The organism is Bradyrhizobium sp. USDA3516 (genome assembly GCF_057651995.1).
Genome location: NZ_JBYGYN010000008.1, coordinates 86,315 through 103,010, shown reverse-complemented (window position 1 = coordinate 103,010; position 16,696 = coordinate 86,315). Strand labels below are relative to the sequence as shown.

Sequence of the window (16,696 nt, the reverse complement as noted above, 5' to 3'; positions counted from 1 at the left end):
GGAGCGACGTCGCCCCCGGCGCCGTTCCCTCGCGGGTCACTTGAATGGTGACGATGGGCATTGTCGTTCTCCTCCGCTCAGTGGCCGGCGCTCTGGCCGCCGTCGACATGCAGGATCTCGCCGGTGACGAAGGAGGCACCTTCGAGATAGAGCACGGCGTCGACGACGTCGGACATCTCGCCCATGTGGCCGACCGGGTGCAGCGCGTCGAGCTGCGCGTGCGTCGCGACCGGATGCATCGGCGACTTGATGATGCCGGGCGACACCGCATTCACGCGGATGCCGCGCCTGGCGTATTCGATCGCGAGCGACTTGGTCGCGGCGTTCAGCCCGCCCTTGCTCAGCGAGGCCAGCACCGAGGGCACATTCGAATTGGCCTGATCGACCAGCGTCGTCGTGATCTGGACGACGTGGCCAGACCTCTGCTTCTCCATTTTGGCGATGGCGAGCTGCGTGATGTTGAAGAAGCCCGCGACATTAGTGCCCATCACTGCGGCATAGTCCTTGGCCGTGTACTGCGTGAACGGTTTTGCGACGAAGATGCCCGCGTTGTTGACCAGCGTGTCGATCCGGCCGAAGCGGGCGATTGCTTGCGACACCACGCGCTCTGCGGTGGACCGGTCGGCGATGTCGCCTGCAACGGCGAGGACGTCGTCGTCACCCGACGGCTTGATGGAGCGCGCAGTTGCGACGACGCGATAGTTGCGATCGCGAAAACCCTGGACCAGGGCGGCGCCGATACCCTGCGATGCACCGGTGATGATGGCGACCTTCTGCTCGATACCCATGACGCGCTCCTGTTGTCGGCTTGAAAACCTGCGCCAGCGGCGGCTGGCTTGGGCGTTGAGGTACGCTGCGGCGGCTTGCTTGCGAATATCCGCTGCCCGGCAGACACTCTTTCGCGGCGCGAACGAATGCCGGATCGATCTTGCGGAGGTTGTCGCAGCCGGCGCAAACGCCTAGCTTTCAGCCGAAATCTCAGGGGGGGTGCGGCGAGCGCATGGATCGTCTGGACGCGATGAAGGTGTTTGTCCTTGCGGTGGACGAGGGCAGTTTGGCTGCCGCAGGACGCAAGCTCGGCCGCTCGCCGGCGGCGGTGAGCCGCGCCGTCGCCTTTCTGGAGCAGCGGGTCGGCGCCGAGCTGCTGCACCGGACGACACGCTCGATCAAGCTGAGCGAGGAAGGCGAGCGTTATGTCGCGATCTGCCGCCGCGTGCTCACCGATCTGGAGGAGGCCGAGGACATCGCGGCCGGACCGCGCACGGCTCCGCGTGGTCTGCTCACGATCACCGCTCCGGTGGTCTCGGGCGAGATGGTACTGCGGCCGATCCTCGACGCGTTTCTCGACGCCTATCCGACCGTGTCGGCAAAACTCCTGCTGTTCGACCGTGCCGTCAATCTGATCGAGGAAGGCGTCGATATCGCGCTTCGCATCGGGTCCGTTGGCGGATTCGGCGATGGTGGCGATGCGGGTCGGCGGGATCAGCCGCGTCGTGGTGGCAGCTCCCCGCTACCTGAAACAGCATCCGCGCATCACCGAGCCGGGCGATCTCGCCAAACACCAGATCGTCGCGATGGCGCATCTGCCAAATTCCTGGACCTTTGCGCCGCAGCGGGGCTCATCGGCACCGCGCACCGTGCAGTTCACCCCGCGGCTCGTCGTCAACAGCACCTATGCGGCAGTGGCCTCCACTGTGGCCGGGCGCGGCGTGGCGCGGATGTATTCGTACCAAGTGGCCGAGCAGGTCGCGCGCCGCGAGCTCGAGATCGTGCTGGCGGACGACGAGGATCCGGAGATGCCGGCGCATCTGATCTGCCCGCAGGGCCGGCTTTCGGTGCCCAAGGTGCGCGCCTTCACCGACTTCGCCGTGCCCCGGCTGAAGAAGCAGTTTGCGCTGCTGAAGCAGAGCATCAAGGCGCGCTGAGCCGCTTCATGCCTCAGCAATGCGCGGTTTCGCGTATACGGCGGGGCGGCTGAATCGGCGATGGTTCCGGAACGGTTAACGCCGATTTAACGGATGAGTCCTAGCCTGTCTCGGCCGGGGTTACTCGCAAGGCCGAGGTGAGCCCAATGGAAGCCCAGAGAATAGCGGTCGACGCCGTCGTCGCGCTGACCGATTGCGACCGCGACGCCGTCATCGCCTTCATCCGCCGGCTTTACCTTGCCGGCGTCACCGACCCCAAGCGCCTGACCTTCAAGGGCCTGCAGGCGCTGTCGAGGGCCTGATTCGGCTCGGTTTTCGGCCGGTTTGAGCCCAGTCCATCCCCTTGCTCTCCGCGGCGTGATTGCAACCCACTGGCGAATATCTTGCCGCTCGGGCCGGGTCGGGCTACACGACACCCCGGCTGGGTCACCTGGGATTGGGGAAATGTTGAAACAGCTTTTTGCGCCGCAGCTCGTCATTTTGTATGTGCTGGCGGCCTCGACGCTTTACGTTCACTTCCGCGGCAAGCAGCGGCTGCGCTTCGCGCGCCAACTCGGCGATCACTCGACCTATCTCGCACCTTACAACGTGCTGATGTATGCGGGCTCGGCGGTGCCGAACAAGCCGGTGATCTCGGTCGATCAGTTTCCGGAGCTGAAGCCCCTCAGCGAGAACTGGGAGACCATCCGCGACGAGGCCGTGCGCCTGTTCGATGAAGGTTTCATCCGCGCGGCGGCGAAGAACAACGACTGGGGCTTCTACTCGTTCTTCAAGAGTGGCTGGAAGCGGTTTTACCTCAAGTGGTACGACGACTTCCTGCCGTCGGCGAACACGCTGTGCCCGAAGACGGTGGAGCTGCTCAAGTCGATCCCGAGCGTGCATGGCGCGATGTTCGCGATGCTGCCGCCCGGCGGCAAGCTCGGCGCGCACCGTGATCCCTTCGCGGGTTCGCTGCGCTATCACCTCGGCCTGGTCACGCCGAACTCGAACAAGTGCCGGATCCTCGTCGACGGCGTCGAATGCGTCTGGCGCGATGGCGAAGCCTTCATGTTCGACGAGACCTTCATCCATAGCGCCGAGAATGCGACCGACGTCAACCGCATCATCCTGTTCTGCGACGTCGAGCGCCCGATGAAGTACGGCTTCATGACCGCGATCAACCGCTGGGTCAGCCATCACATCGTCAAGGCGTCGGCGACCCAGAATGTCGATGGTGAGCACGTCGGCGTGCTCAACAAGGTGTTCGGCAAGCTCTACGAGATCCACCTCGCCAGCCGCAAGGTCAAGGAGTGGAACCGCAATGTCTATTACACGCTCAAATATTCGCTGACGGCGCTGATCCTCGGCCTGATCGTGTATTCGGCACTAAATTGAGGCAAATACGCGAGGCGGATCAGCGAAGCCTGGTCCGCCGTGGCCTCATCTCGATCCGCCCTTGCGCGATCGTCTGATCTCGGTCGGCATTGTCTAGTGATGGTGCTTGTGCTTGTGCCCTGCGGAGCCGTCGGGACGCTGATAGCCCCGCAACTCTGCATATCGCTGCATCTGGCTCTGATCGAGCAAGGCAGCGGTCGACAGATGATACTTGAGGTGGCTCTCGCGGAGTTGCCCCTGAGTTTCGGTAATGGCCCCAATGCTGGTCTTGAGCGCTTCCGATGTGACCGCACGGGACGAGAAAAGGTCTTCCAGCGCTCTCTCTTGCTCGACGAGCTTGTTACCCAGCGGAACCGCTTCCTGTTTCATTGCATCGAACAGCCGTTGAACCTCGGCGCGCTGATCGGCGGTCAGGCCGAGACGATCACTGAGCTCGAGTACGTGGCTCGGACCGGGATATCCATTGAGCTCCGCAGCAAGAGCCAGGCCCATCCCGCGTCCGGCGCGGAGATCGTCAATCTGTTGCTGCGACAGCGCCTTGATGGGGCGCTTCTCGAGGCCGGCATAAGGTTGACTGGACTGCGCGCCGGCCGCGCTGCTGGTGAGGACGAGGGAGGCTGCGAGCAGAAGCAGGCGGTTCATCAATCTGGCTCCATAGGGCCGATGTCGAAGCATCGAACCCCGGCTGTGACGTGACCCTGTCGCGATCGAGTGATCGCGGCGCGCAAATCTTGCTGGATGGTCCGGCCCATGGCAACAAAGATCGCCGATTGAGTTGCCGAATGTGGAGCAGGTGATGGCCTCTTTGCCGACCGCGAATGCTGAGATCACGCAGTTCTTCCGCCGATGGCTGGACACATTCGCAGGTTACGTCCGCGAGGTTGATTACGCCTCGGCGCGGCCGCTCTTCCATCCGGACGTGCTCGCTTTCGGCACCCATAACGACGTCATCCCCGGCCTCGATCGATGGGTCAAGACGCAATGGGACAATGTCTGGCCGAGGACGACCGACTTCCGTTTCGTCCTCGAGCAGACGTCCGTTCTGGCATCATCAGACGGCACGATGGCAACCGTGATCGCGCCGTGGACCAGCACGGGCTATCATCCCGATGGCAGCTCGTTCGCGCGCCCTGGCCGGGCGACGATGGTGTTTTCGAGGAACGGCGATGGCTGGCTGTGCGTGCATTCGCACATGTCGCTCAATCGCGGTGTGCCGCAGGCGAGCCATGCCGATCGGCCGGTGAAGGCGTGGTAGCCCGAGGGCGTGCACGATCGACATGCAAAAGGCCCCATTCCGGGGCCTTTTGAGTCCGAGCTGCAACAAGCCTTATTCCGGCTGGCCGATGCTGACCTTCAGCGTGCCGACGCCGTCGACGCCGCATTCGAGCTTGTCGCCGGGTTGGAGCTGCGACACGCCGGCGGGCGTGCCGGTCATGATGATGTCGCCGGCGGCGAGCTTCACCTGCTGGGAGAGCTGCCAGATGATCTCGGGCACGTTCCAGATCAATTCGGTGAGGTCGCCCTTCTGCGCTTCCTTGCCGTTGACGGTCAGCCAGATCTTGCCCTTGGCGGGATGGCCGATCTTCGAGGCCGGCTGCAGCGCGGAGCAGGGCGCCGAATAGTCGAACGACTTGCCGATCTCCCACGGGCGCTCCTTCTTGCGCGAGGCGATCTGGAGGTCGCGCCGGGTGAGGTCGATGCCGACGGCGTAGCCGTAGACGTGGTCCAGCGCCTTCTCGGCGGGAATGTTCAGTCCACCGCTCTTCATCGCGACGACCAGCTCGACCTCGTGATGCAGATCCTTGGTCAGCGGTGGATAGGGAATGGTGGCGCCGTCGGGCACCAGCATGTCGGCGTGCTTGGCGAAGAAGAACGGCGGGGCGCGCTCGTCATTGCCCATCTCGCGGATGTGTTCGAGATAGTTGCGACCGACGCACCAGATGCGGCGCACCGGATAACGGCCGCTCTCGCCGACAACGGGAAGCGAAGCCTGGGGCGGAAGCGGGATGACATAGGAGGCGGCGTTCATGCGGGTCTCGCTGCTCTTGGGGTGGAACGAACTCTATGCGGTTGCGCTGATCGGCGCCAGGGCGCCGGCGTCGTGATGCTGCAGGCGGAAGAACGAGGCGTAGCGGCCGCCGCGACGGAGCAGCTCGTCATGGCGGCCCTGCTCGACGATCTCGCCGCCTTCGACCACCAGGATGCTGTCTGCGTGCATGATGGTGTGCAGGCGGTGCGCGATCACGATGGTGGTGCGGTTCTGGCAGAGATGCTCGATCGCCTCCTGCACCTGCCGCTCGGATTCGGAATCGAGCGCGGCGGTGGCTTCGTCCAGGAGGATGATCGGCGCGTTCTTGAGCAGCGCGCGTGCGACCGCTATGCGCTGGCGCTGTCCGCCCGAGAGCTGGGTGCCGTGCTCGCCGACCGGCGTGTCGTAGCCGAGCGGAAAGCCCATGATGAAGTCGTGCGCGCAGGCCGCCTTCGCCGCCGCGACGATCTCGTCCTCGCTGGCGCCTGGCTTGCCGAAGGCGATGTTGTTGCGGATCGTATCGCGAAACAGATAGACGTCCTGGCCGACATAGGCGGTCTGGGCACGCAGCGATTTGCGCGAGACCGACGAGATCGACTGGCCGTCGATCACGATGTCGCCCTGCGTCACCTCGTAGAAGCGCAGCAGCAGCCCCAGCACCGTCGACTTGCCGCCGCCGGAGGGGCCGACCAGCGCAGTCACCTTGCCGGGCTCGGCAACGAAGCTCATGCGATTGAGCACGGTCTCGCCCGAGCGATAGGAGAAGCTGACGTCGCGCAGCTCGATGCGGGCATCTGTCAGCTTCAGCGCCGGCTTGTCATCGTCGGACTGCTCGCTCGCGGGGCTGTCGACGACCTCGAGCAGCATGCGGGCGCCGACCAGCTGGCTGTTGAGATCGATGTTGAGCCGGGCCAGCCGCTTGGCCGGCTCGGTCGCCATCAGGAACGCGGTCATGAAGGAGAAGAACGCGCCGGGCGTGGCGTTGAGCGCGACCACCGCGTAGCCACCGTACATCAGGCAGCCCGCGATCGCGAAGCCGCCCAGCATCTCCATCAGCGGGTTGGACCGGTTGGCGACGCGGGCCATCTTGTTGGCGTTGCGCTCGACGATCGCGATGTTCTCGTCGATGCGCTTCTGCATGGTCTCTTCGAGCGTGAACGCCTTGACGGTGCGGATGCCCTGCAGCGATTCCTGCATCGTCTCCATGATGTCGGCCGTGCCGGTGAACTGGTTGAAGGCAAGACCCTTGATGCGCTTGACAAGCTTGCGCAGCACCAGCATCGCCGGCGGCACCGCGACAAGGCCGATGAACGACATCAGCGGGTCCTGCCAGACCATCACGCTGATCATCGCGAGCAGCATCAAGAGGTCGCGCCCGACCGCGTTGACCAGCATGTTGAGGACGTCGGAGATCGACTTGGCGCCGGCGGTCAGGCGCGCCAGGAATTCGGAGGAGTGCCGCTCGGAGAAGAAGCCGACGCTTTCGCGCATCAGCTTGGCGAACAGCTGGCGCTGGTTGGTGGCGAGGATGGCGTTGCTGATCTTGGTCAGGATCACCATGTGGCCGTAGGTCGCCACGCCCTTGACGAACAGCAGAGCGACCGTGATGGCCGAGAACATCGCGATGCCCGGGATGTTCTTGTCGACATAGGCCTGGTTGATGACCTGGCCGAGGACGTAGGTCGCGCCTGCGGTCGCGCCGGCGGCAAGCGCCATCAGCGCGAAGGCGACGAGGTAGCGCCGCCAGTAGACGATTCCCTGTTCCGTGATCAGGCGGCGAATCAGGACCGCTGCCGCGTAGGGATCGTCGGTGATTTTCTTTGGAAACTGGGCCATCCGGTGTCCATTGACGGCGCAGGACAAAGCCTGCCCGCGCGTCAGGGATCGATGGGCCTCTGTGCCCGCTCAAGCCAGGTTTTTCAAGCCCAATTAAGGGCTTGCGCTTGGGATGTTTCTAGGCCGAGGCGGCGTGGCGGAGTTCGCCGTGGCGCTCGCGGAACAGCTTGTCCTCCCAGGCCAGCGCATGGCCTGCGATGGTCTCCAGATCGTCGTATTGCGGCCGCCAGTCGAGCAGGCTGCGGATGCGGCTGGTGTCGGCGACCATGGTCATGATGTCGCCGGGCCGGCGCGGGGCGTATTGCACGGCGAAGCTGCGGCCCGACACCCGGCGCACCGCGTCGATGGTCTCCAGCACCGAATAGCCGCGGCCATAGCCGCAATTGAGCGTGGTCGAGGCGCCGCCATTGCGTAAGTACGCGAGGGCCGAGCGATGCGCCTGCGACAGGTCGGTGACGTGGATGAAGTCGCGGATGCAGCTGCCGTCCGGGGTCGGATAGTCGGTGCCGAACACGTCGATCTTGGCGCGCTGGCCGGTGGCGGCTTCCACCGCGATCTTGAGCAGGTGCGTCGCGCCGACGGTGGCTAGCCCGATGCGCGCCTGCGGATCGGCGCCGGCGACGTTGAAATAGCGCAAGGTCACGTACTGCATGCCGTAGGCGGCGGCGACGTCGTGCAGCATGATCTCGGTCATCAGCTTCGACGAGCCGTAAGGCGACAGCGGCCGCGTCGGCGCGTGCTCGGGCACCGGCACCTGGTCAGGATTGCCGTAGACGGCGGCGGTCGAGGAGAAGATGAAGCGGCCGATGCCGCGCTTGACCGCGACGTTGAGCAGGTTGCGCGCGGTGGTGAAATTGTTGCGGTAATAGCCGAGCGGATCGCGCATCGAATCCGGTACGACGACGGAGCCTGCGAAATGGATGATGCTCTCGATGTCGTGCTGGGCGATCACGCCTTCGAGCAGGTTCTCGTCGCCGGCGTCCCCAATGAACAGCGGCACGCCTTCGGGCAGGTAGGCCGAGAAACCGGTGGAGAGATCGTCGATTACGACGACGTCCTCGCCGGCTTCCGCCAGCGCCAGGACCGTGTGACTTCCGATGTAGCCGGCGCCGCCGGTGACTAGCACAGTCATGATCTCACCCGTCTTCGATCAACGCGCAAGGCTAGCGCTTGCGTGGTGAAGAGGGGGTATCGGCTCAGCTGAACTGGTCACTATGCTTAATGTTGCGTATAGGGACTTTGCGAAACGGAGTGTGACGTGGCGAATTCCCCCGGCGATCTCGAAGTGATCGTGCCAAATCTGCACAGGCGCTATTCCGGGGTCACCGCGACCAACCGGATGGTGGCGCCGCGGCTGGCAAAGCTGTACCGCGCCGCCTGGTTCGGCTCGGACGCGCCGGCGGGGATCGCGCGTCTGAACGTTGCAGATTTCCTCAAGCTCTGGCGCCGCAAGGCGCCCTTGATCTGGCATGCGCGCCGCAACAACGAGATGATCGCCGGCGTTAGCTTGCGCGCGCTCGGCTGGCCGCTCAAGCTCGTGTTCACCTCGGCGGCGCAGCGGCATCACAGCTGGATCACGCGCTGGCTGATCCGGCGCATGGATGCGATCATCGCAACGTCAGATCTCTCAGCCTCGTTCCTGAAAGTGAAGGCGACGGTGATCCCGCACGGCGTCGACACCGACGTCTACGCGCCGCCCGCCGATCGCGCTGCGGCTTTCGCGGAAGCCGCGCTGCCGGGCCGCTACGCCATCGGCTGCTTCGGCCGCGTGCGGGCGCAGAAGGGCACCGATCTGTTCGTCGATGCGATGTGCCTTCTGCTGCCGCGCTATCCCGATTTCACCGCTGTCATCGTCGGGCAGATCACGCCGGAGCAGACGCCCTTCGCCAACGAGTTGAAGAAGCGCATCGAGGCCGCCGGCCTGCAATCGCGCATCGTCATCACCGGCGAATTGCCGATCGAAGCGGTGCAGCGCTGGTATCAGCGCCTGACGATCTACGCCTTCACCTCGCGCAATGAAGGCTTTGGGCTGACGCTGATCGAGGCGATGGCGGCGGGGAGCGCGCTGGTTGCCGCACGCGCCGGCGCGGCCGAGCTCGTCGTCGAGGATGGCGTTACCGGCGTGCTGATCCCGACGGGCGATGCCGACGCGCTCGCAGCAGCGCTCGAGCCATTGATGCGCAATGTGGCCGCAGCGACTGCGATGGGCGAGCGCGGGCGGGCGCGGGTGCTTGAGAAGTTCAGCCTCGATGCCGAAGCGGCGCGCATCGGCGAGGTCTACCGGCCGCTGCTGTGAGCACGGCTCCCCGGAGCCTCAAAACAAAACTGCGAAAACAACCCCATGCACAGTAGCCGAGGTCAGCAAAACCAAGGACTTGGACGAGAGTTTGATCGATTGCGGATTTTTCGCATCGCATTTTGACTCGTCGGGCAAAACAGGGGCAGAATGTCATCATTGGCGCGAGCCGCGGTCACGTCAGCTCTTTGCCCGCACTCCCATCTCCCCCAGCACTCTCTCCGCAATCCCCACCACCTCCGCCGCCGCAATATTCCGCATGCAGCGGTGATCGTTGATCTTGCAGACCGTGCTCTGGCAGGGCTGGCAGGACAGCTTTTCCTTGTCCTGCACGACGGTCGCCGCGAGGCCGTTGAGCGGGGCCCAGAGGTAGGGGCTGGTGGGACCGAAGATGCCCATGGTCGGCGTGCCCAGGGCCGCTGCGATGTGCATCAGGCCGGAATCGTTGGAGATGGCAACGCCAGCGGCGGCCATCGCGAGGACACCGTTGCGCAAGTCCGTGCCGGTGAGGTCGCGCACCCCTGGGCCAGCGGTCCCCGGGCCGGCGGCGGCAACGATCTCCTGGGCGAGCCCCTTTTCGGCGGGGCCGCCGACCACCCAGACCTCGAGGCCGCGCTCGACCAGCAGGCGGGCGGCTTCGGGATAAGAGGTCCAGCGCTTGGAGACGCCGACCGAGCCGGGGGCGAGCGCCACCGCGGCGCCGGCGCCGAGGCCATTGGCCTCGCGCCAGCGGGCGATCTCATCGGCGGGGACGCGCAGTTGCGGCACCGGCCATTCCGCCGGCAGGGGCGCGCCGTCGGGCTGGGCGAGGGCCGCGTTCTTGTCGATGAAGCGCGGCAGCTTCTTCTCACCCCAGCGCCAGCGGTTGAGCAGGCCGAACCGGAACTCGCCGACGAAGCCGATCCGTTCGGGGATACCGGCGAGCGCCGGCGCGATCGCCGCCTTCCAGGTCCGGGGCAGCACCAGGGCGGTGCCGTAGTTCCGCTTCCGTAGCAGCTCCGCCAGACCGAGCTGGCGTGTGACGGCCAGCCGGCTGCGCGGCAGGTCCCAGACGATGCCGGCGCGCACCCCGGGCATGTAATCGACCAGCGGGGCGCACAGGGACGTGGTGAGCAGGTCGACCGGCCGGTTCGGCCAGCGCTCCTTCAGGACCCGCACGACGGTGTGATTCCGTACGAAATCGCCGATCCACATGTAGGGAACGATCAGGATCGGGCGGGTGTCGCTCCGGTCTGCGTCACTACCAAGCTGCGAATCAATATTCATTCGTTATGAGGGCCGAGCGGGTGCCGATATCGCGGTTCGGTTAGCCGCTCCGGGCCGATAGGTAAAGCCGGCAGAACAGCGCTCCCAAAACCGCTTACACTTTGGCGGATCATGCGCTAGGGCAGGATCGGGCACCTAAAATCGGGCAGGGTGGTGGAATGTTGCTGGTGACCGGCGGGGCCGGTTTTATCGGATCGAATGTCGTCGCCGCGCTGAACGAAGCCGGTCGCAGCGACGTCGTGATCTGCGATCTCCTCGGAACCGAAGGCAAGTGGCGCAACCTCGCCAAGCGGCAACTTGTGGATATCGTTCCGCCGGCCGAGCTGATGGACTGGCTGAAGGGCCGCAAGCTGGAGGCCATGATCCATCTCGGGGCGATTTCCGAGACCACGGCGACCGACGGCGATCTCGTCGTCGAGACCAATTTCCGCCTGTCGATGCGTCTTCTGGACTGGTGCACGATGAACGCGGTGCCGTTCATCTACGCGTCCTCGGCGGCGACCTATGGCGACGGCGCGGAAGGCTTCGACGACGATTCCTCGTTGCCAGCGCTGAAGAAATTGCGGCCGATGAATCTCTACGGCTGGAGCAAGCACCTGTTCGATCTCGCGGTCGCCGAACGTGTGGCGCGCGGCGATCGCCTGCCGCCACAATGGGCCGGCCTGAAATTCTTCAACGTGTTCGGCCCGAACGAATATCACAAAGGCTCTATGATGAGCGTGCTGGCGCGGCGCTTCGACGACGTGAGGGCAGGCCGCGTCGTGCAGCTGTTCAAGTCGCATCGCGAGGGCATCGAGGACGGGGATCAGCGTCGCGATTTCATCTATGTCGACGACGTCGTGCGCGTGGTCCTGTGGCTGCTGGCGACGCGGTCGGTGTCCGGCCTGTTCAACGTCGGCACGGGCAAGGCGCGCAGCTTCAAGGACCTCATGCTGGCCGCCTATGGAGCGCTCGGCACCAGGCCCAACATCGAATATATCGACATGCCCGAGCAGATCCGCGGGGCTTACCAGTATTTCACCCAGAGCGAGGTCGATCGTCTGCTCCGCGCCGGCTATAACGGAGGCTTCACGACGCTCGAAGACGCGGTGAAGGCCTATGTCGGGGACTATCTCGACCGGCCCGATCGCTTTCGCTGAGGCCCTTTCGACCATGCCGACGCCCATTCTCGATTTCGATGCCCTCGCGCAAGCCATCTCAGGCCGGACGGTGCTGTGCATCGGCGATATCATGCTGGACGAGTTCGTCTACGGCGAGGTGTCGCGGATCTCGCCGGAAGCGCCGGCGCCCGTCATTGCCGCCCAGCGCAGCGAGATCCACGTCGGGGGCGCCGGCAACGTCGCGCGCAACGTCGCTTCGCTCGGCGCGCGCTGCATCTTCGTCGGCCTGATCGGCGAGGACGAGGCCGGTGCGCGGCTCGAGGCCGCGCTCAATGATCAAGCCGGCATCGAGAGCGTGCTGGTCCGCGACGCCTCGCGGCCGACCACGCGAAAAGTCCGTTTCGTCTCCGAACATTTTTCCACGCACATGCTGCGCGCGGATTGGGAGCAGGCGCTGGCCGCGTCCGACGACGTCGAAACCAAGTTGATCGACGCGATCCTGCCGCAGATCGCGCGCGCCGACATCGTGCTGCTGTCCGACTATGCCAAGGGCGTGCTGACGGCGCGCGTGATCCGCCATACCATCGATGCAGCGCGCAAGCTCGGCAAGCCCGTCATCGTCGATCCCAAAAGCCTGAACTGGGCGATCTACCGCGGCGCGACGCTGCTCACGCCCAACCGCAAGGAGTTCTCGGAAGCGACCCGCAGCCGCGCCGACACGGTGCAGAGCATCGTCGAGGCCAGCGAGGACGTGATGCGGCTCGCCGATTGCGAGGCGATCCTGGTCACCCAGGGCGAGCACGGCATGACCTTGGTGCCGCGGAATGGCGGGGCCGTCCACGTGCCGGCCGTCCCGGTGAAGGTGCGCGACGTCTCCGGCGCCGGTGACACCGTCGCCGCTGCGGTTGCGGTGTCGCTCGCGGCCGGCGCGGACTGGGACACGGCGCTGCGCATGGCCAACGCCGCTGCCGCCGTCGCGGTCGGCAAGCAGGGCACCGCCAGCGTCAGCGCGGCCGAGCTGCGGCGCAAGATCCTGCCGCATGCCACGCTCGCGGCCGAGGAGAAGATCGTGCTCGATCCGGCCGCACTCGACGCGCAGGTTGCCGAATGGAACAGGCAGGGCCTGCGCGTCGGCTTCACCAACGGCTGTTTCGACATCCTCCATCCCGGCCACGTCAAGGTGCTGACCGCGGCGCGCGCCGCCTGCGACCGCCTGATCGTGGGGCTCAACAGCGACGCCTCGGTGCGGCGGCTGAAGGGGGCCGATCGTCCGGTCCAGGACGAGCGCGCGCGCGCCGAGGTGCTCGCCGCACTGGAGGCCGTCGATCTCGTCGTCATCTTCGCGGAGGACACGCCGATCGACCTGATCACCAGGATCAAGCCTGGCGCGCTGGTGAAGGGGGGCGACTACACCCGCGAACAGGTCGTGGGCCACGAGGTGGTCGAGGCCGCTGGCGGGGCAGTCGTGCTGGTCGACATTCTCCAGGGCTTCAGCACGACGGCGCTGGTGCATCGCGCCAGGGGAGGGAGCAAGTGACGGCGCTCGTACGCGAAACGACCAGCGAAATGTTGCATCGCCGTCTGCGCAGCCCCGCTGCCTGGCGTGAGACCGTCGACCTGTTTGCGATCCTGACCGCGGCCTCGCTGCCCTGGTCGACCTCGCTCGCCGGCATCTTCAACGCACTGATGCTGGTCTGCATGGTGCCGTACTTGGACTTCCGCGCATTCCTGCAATCGCTGAAGCGTCCGATCTGCATCGCGCCGATCGCGCTCTTCTTTCTCGCGCTGCTGGGGACGCTATGGTCGGACGCGGCCTGGGGTGCGCGCTTCTACGCGGTCAGTCCGACCGTCAAGCTGCTCGTGCTGCCGGTTCTGCTCTATCATTTCGAGCGCTCGCCTCGGGGCAAGTGGGTCTTCGTCGCCTTCCTGGTGTCCTGCGCGTTGTTGTCGGTGATGTCCTGGCTGGTCGCCTTCTATCCGAACCTCTCGCTCAAGACAGACTCTGAGCGCGGCATTTTCGTCAAGAACTATATCGACCAGAGCCAGGAATTCGCGCTTTGCGCGGTCGCGCTGGCCTATCCGATCGTGATGCTGTTGCGCGAGAAGCGCTATTGGCTTGCCGGGCTGCTGACGGCGCTGGCGCTCAGCTTTTTCGTCAACATGGTGTTCGTGGTGGTGTCGCGCACCGCGCTCGTCACCATTCCGATCATGTTCGGCGTGTTTGCACTGCTTCACCTCAAATGGCGCAGTATCGCGCTCATCTCCGTCGCGTTGCTCGTTGGCGCCGTTCTCGCCTGGCACGCCTCGCCGTATTTGCGCCATACCGCCGAGAGGTTCTCCGACGACTACACGCGCTACATGGAAAGGGGCGAGCCGAGCTCGGCGGGCCTGCGGCTCGAATTCTGGCGAAAATCGCTCGGCTTCTTCGCTGACGCGCCGATCGCGGGGCACGGCACCGGCTCCACGCGCGGATTGTTCGAGCGGGTCGCGACGCCCGCCGGCCAGTACAAGGCGTCCGCCGAAGTGATCGGCAACCCCCACAATCAGACGTTGAATGTCGCCGTGCAATGGGGTCTGATCGGCGTCGCGGTGCTCTATGCGATCTGGATCCTGCATCTGCTGCTGTTCCGGGGCGACGGGCTTGCCAACTGGATCGGGCTGCTGGTGGTGGTGCAGAACGTCTTCACCTCGCTGTTCAATTCGCATTTGTTCGACTTCCACGAGGGCTGGATGTACGTCATCGGAGTCGGCGTCGCCGGCGGAATGGTGCTTCGGGAACAACAGCGCGGGGCGAAGATGGGGGAAGCCGGTTCCTGAGGGGCCACGCGGCTGGCAAGTCTCGTCGAGATGGGCTATCAGCGCGGTCAGGTTGTATCCAAACGGGTTTTCATCGGTCGGCGGATGACGCGGCTTTCGCATCTCACCTCGCGCAATTTCCTGATCGCGCTCCACGACCTGCTCGCGACCACGGCGGCGCTTTTTGCCGCCTTCTATCTGCGATTCGAGGGTGGGGACGGCTTCTTCGAGCGCCTGCCGCTGCTGTTCCAGATCCTGCCCTACTTCCTCGCCTTCAGCGTGGTCGTTTTCTTCGTCCTCAATCTGACCACGACGAAATGGCGCTTCATCTCGCTGCCGGATGCGCTGAACATCATTCGCGCGGCGACGGTGCTGACGTTCGCGCTGCTCGTGCTCGACTACATCTTCGTCTCCCCCAACGTCCGAGGCTCCTTTTTTCTCGGCAAGATGACGATCGTCCTCTACTGGTTCCTCGAGATCTCCTTCCTCAGCGCACTGCGCATGGCCTACCGGTACTTCCGCTATACGCGGGTGCGCCGTGATGCGAGGACCGGGGATGCCGCGCCGACCTTGCTGATCGGCCGCGCCGCGGATGCCGAGGTACTGCTGCGCGGGATCGAGAGCGGGGCGATCAAGCGGATCTGGCCGGTCGGCGTGCTGTCGCCGTCGAGCGCCGACCGCGGCCAGTTCATCCGCACCGTGCCGGTGCTGGGGGGCATCGACGACGTCGAGGACATCATCGCCGACTTCGCCAAGCGCGACAAGCCGATCGCGCGCCTCGTCATGACGCCGTCGGCGTTCGAGCCGGAGGCCCATCCGGAATCGGTCCTGATGCGGGCGCGCAAGCTCGGCGTCATCGTCAACCGGATGCCCTCGCTCGAGAGCGGCGACACGCCGCGACTCACGGCGGTCGCGGTCGAGGATCTCCTGCTGCGACCGAGCGAGAAGATCGACTATGCGCGCCTCGAGGCCCTGGTCAGGGGCAAGGCCGTGCTCGTCACCGGTGGCGGCGGCTCGATCGGCTCGGAAATCTGCGAGCGCGTCGTGGCCTTCGGCGCCGCGCGGCTCCTGATCGTGGAGAACTCGGAACCGGCGCTCTATGCGATCTCCGAAGCGCTCGCCGCCCGCCCGGCGGCAGCCGCGATCGAAGCGCGGATCGCCGACATCCGCGACCGCGAGCGCATCATGCGCGTGATGGCGGAGTTCAAGCCGGACATCGTATTCCACGCCGCGGCGCTCAAGCACGTTCCGATCCTCGAACGCGACTGGAGCGAAGGCGTCAAGACCAACATCTTCGGCTCGATCAACGTTGCGGACGCCGCCGTGGCGGCCGGCGCCGAGGCGATGGTGATGATCTCGACTGACAAGGCGATCGAGCCGGTGTCGATGCTCGGCCTGACCAAGCGCTTCGCGGAGATGTACTGCCAGGCGCTGGATCGCGACCTCGCCGCCGCCGCGCGCGGGGCCAAGCCGCCGATGCGACTGATCTCGGTGCGGTTCGGCAACGTGCTGGCCTCGAACGGCTCGGTGGTGCCGAAGTTCAAGGCCCAGATCGAGGCCGGCGGCCCGGTGACCGTGACGCATCCCGACATGGTCCGCTACTTCATGACCATCCGCGAGGCCTGCGATCTGGTGATCACCGCGGCCACGCATGCGCTCGGAACCCAGCGTCCCGACGTCTCCGTCTACGTGCTCAACATGGGCCAGCCGGTGAAGATCGTCGATCTCGCCGAGCGCATGATCCGCCTCTCCGGTCTGCAGCCCGGCTACGACATCGAGATCGTGTTCACCGGCATGCGCCCGGGCGAGCGCCTGCACGAGATCCTGTTCGCCTCGGAGGAGCCGACCCGCGAAATCGGCGTCCCCGGAATCATGGCGGCGCAGCCGAACGAACCGCCGATGCTGACGCTGCGCAAGTGGATCGCGGCGCTGGAGCAGGCGATCGCACGCGACGATCGCGCCACCATCAGGACCATCCTGAAGGACGCGGTCCCCGAATTCGGGTCGACCGCGGCCTGATCATGCAGCCTCGAGGCAGGATCGTCGTCGCTTGTGCCGATCTCGTCAGCGGATC

Annotated in this window: 14 protein-coding genes and 1 pseudogene; 9 read left to right on the top strand and 6 right to left on the bottom strand. The window is 65.4% G+C overall.

The genetic code is table 11. The annotated features are described in order from the left end of the window. Nucleotides 1-77 precede the first annotated feature (77 nt). Nucleotides 78-788, bottom strand: coding sequence for an SDR family NAD(P)-dependent oxidoreductase (locus AC24YW_RS24180; protein ID WP_487485057.1), 711 nt, complete (start codon nt 786-788; stop codon nt 78-80). A 212-nt stretch (nt 789-1,000) separates the two neighbouring features. Here AC24YW_RS24180 and AC24YW_RS24175 point away from each other — a divergent pair. The 3 genes and pseudogenes from AC24YW_RS24175 to AC24YW_RS24165 all read left to right on the top strand — a co-directional run bounded on the left by AC24YW_RS24175 (nt 1,001) and on the right by AC24YW_RS24165 (nt 3,299). Then, a pseudogene (locus tag AC24YW_RS24175) lies at nt 1,001-1,925 on the top strand (LysR family transcriptional regulator). A gap of 146 nt (nt 1,926-2,071) precedes the next feature. After that, nucleotides 2,072-2,227 carry a hypothetical protein gene (locus AC24YW_RS24170; RefSeq protein ID WP_007612486.1) on the top strand — a complete coding sequence of 52 codons (156 nt, stop codon included), beginning with the start codon at nt 2,072-2,074 and terminating at the stop codon, nt 2,225-2,227. Between the two features lie 142 nt (nt 2,228-2,369). After that, nucleotides 2,370-3,299: an aspartyl/asparaginyl beta-hydroxylase domain-containing protein gene (locus AC24YW_RS24165; RefSeq protein WP_487485056.1), complete on the top strand. Its 930-nt coding sequence runs from the start codon at nt 2,370-2,372 to the stop codon at nt 3,297-3,299. A 93-nt stretch (nt 3,300-3,392) separates the two neighbouring features. Here AC24YW_RS24165 and AC24YW_RS24160 read toward each other — a convergent pair whose 3' ends face one another. Beyond that, entirely contained in the window at nt 3,393-3,941 is a 549-nt protein-coding gene (locus AC24YW_RS24160; protein ID WP_487485055.1) for a Spy/CpxP family protein refolding chaperone, read from the bottom strand. Between the two features lie 154 nt (nt 3,942-4,095). Here AC24YW_RS24160 and AC24YW_RS24155 point away from each other — a divergent pair, with 154 nt between their 5' ends. Continuing rightward, nucleotides 4,096-4,554: a YybH family protein gene (locus tag AC24YW_RS24155; protein WP_487485054.1), complete on the top strand. Its 459-nt coding sequence runs from the start codon at nt 4,096-4,098 to the stop codon at nt 4,552-4,554. A gap of 72 nt (nt 4,555-4,626) precedes the next feature. Here the strand turns inward: AC24YW_RS24155 and AC24YW_RS24150 are convergent, their stop codons facing one another. The 3 genes from AC24YW_RS24150 to galE all read right to left on the bottom strand — a co-directional run bounded on the left by AC24YW_RS24150 (nt 4,627) and on the right by galE (nt 8,296). Next, nucleotides 4,627-5,328, bottom strand: coding sequence for a fumarylacetoacetate hydrolase family protein (locus AC24YW_RS24150; RefSeq protein ID WP_487485053.1), 702 nt, complete (start codon nt 5,326-5,328; stop codon nt 4,627-4,629). A 33-nt stretch (nt 5,329-5,361) separates the two neighbouring features. Continuing rightward, nucleotides 5,362-7,164, bottom strand: coding sequence for an ABC transporter ATP-binding protein (locus AC24YW_RS24145; protein WP_487485052.1), 1,803 nt, complete (start codon nt 7,162-7,164; stop codon nt 5,362-5,364). A 118-nt stretch (nt 7,165-7,282) separates the two neighbouring features. Then, nucleotides 7,283-8,296: a UDP-glucose 4-epimerase GalE gene (gene galE, locus AC24YW_RS24140; RefSeq protein WP_487485051.1), complete on the bottom strand. Its 1,014-nt coding sequence runs from the start codon at nt 8,294-8,296 to the stop codon at nt 7,283-7,285. A 126-nt stretch (nt 8,297-8,422) separates the two neighbouring features. On the opposite strand from galE, the gene AC24YW_RS24135 reads away from it, so the two are divergent. Then, entirely contained in the window at nt 8,423-9,460 is a 1,038-nt protein-coding gene (locus tag AC24YW_RS24135) for a glycosyltransferase family 4 protein (RefSeq protein WP_487485050.1), read from the top strand. A 180-nt stretch (nt 9,461-9,640) separates the two neighbouring features. Here AC24YW_RS24135 and waaF read toward each other — a convergent pair whose 3' ends face one another. Next, complete coding sequence (gene waaF, locus AC24YW_RS24130) at nt 9,641-10,726, bottom strand: lipopolysaccharide heptosyltransferase II (RefSeq protein WP_487485049.1); 1,086 nt, start codon at nt 10,724-10,726, stop codon at nt 9,641-9,643. A gap of 158 nt (nt 10,727-10,884) precedes the next feature. Between waaF and rfaD the strand changes: the two genes are divergently transcribed. From rfaD to AC24YW_RS24110, 4 genes are all read left to right on the top strand, one after another. After that, nucleotides 10,885-11,865 carry an ADP-glyceromanno-heptose 6-epimerase gene (gene rfaD, locus AC24YW_RS24125; protein ID WP_487485048.1) on the top strand — a complete coding sequence of 327 codons (981 nt, stop codon included), beginning with the start codon at nt 10,885-10,887 and terminating at the stop codon, nt 11,863-11,865. Nucleotides 11,866-11,878: 13 nt separating this feature from the next. After that, entirely contained in the window at nt 11,879-13,363 is a 1,485-nt protein-coding gene (rfaE1, locus tag AC24YW_RS24120; RefSeq protein ID WP_487485047.1) for a D-glycero-beta-D-manno-heptose-7-phosphate kinase, read from the top strand. Further along, a complete protein-coding gene (locus tag AC24YW_RS24115; protein ID WP_487485046.1) occupies nt 13,360-14,643 on the top strand; it encodes an O-antigen ligase family protein in 1,284 nt (427 codons plus the stop codon). Before rfaE1 ends, AC24YW_RS24115 begins: the two co-directional genes overlap by 4 nt. Before the next feature lie 84 nt (nt 14,644-14,727). Continuing rightward, complete coding sequence (locus tag AC24YW_RS24110) at nt 14,728-16,641, top strand: SDR family NAD(P)-dependent oxidoreductase (RefSeq protein ID WP_487485045.1); 1,914 nt, start codon at nt 14,728-14,730, stop codon at nt 16,639-16,641. Nucleotides 16,642-16,696: the final 55 nt, after the last annotated feature.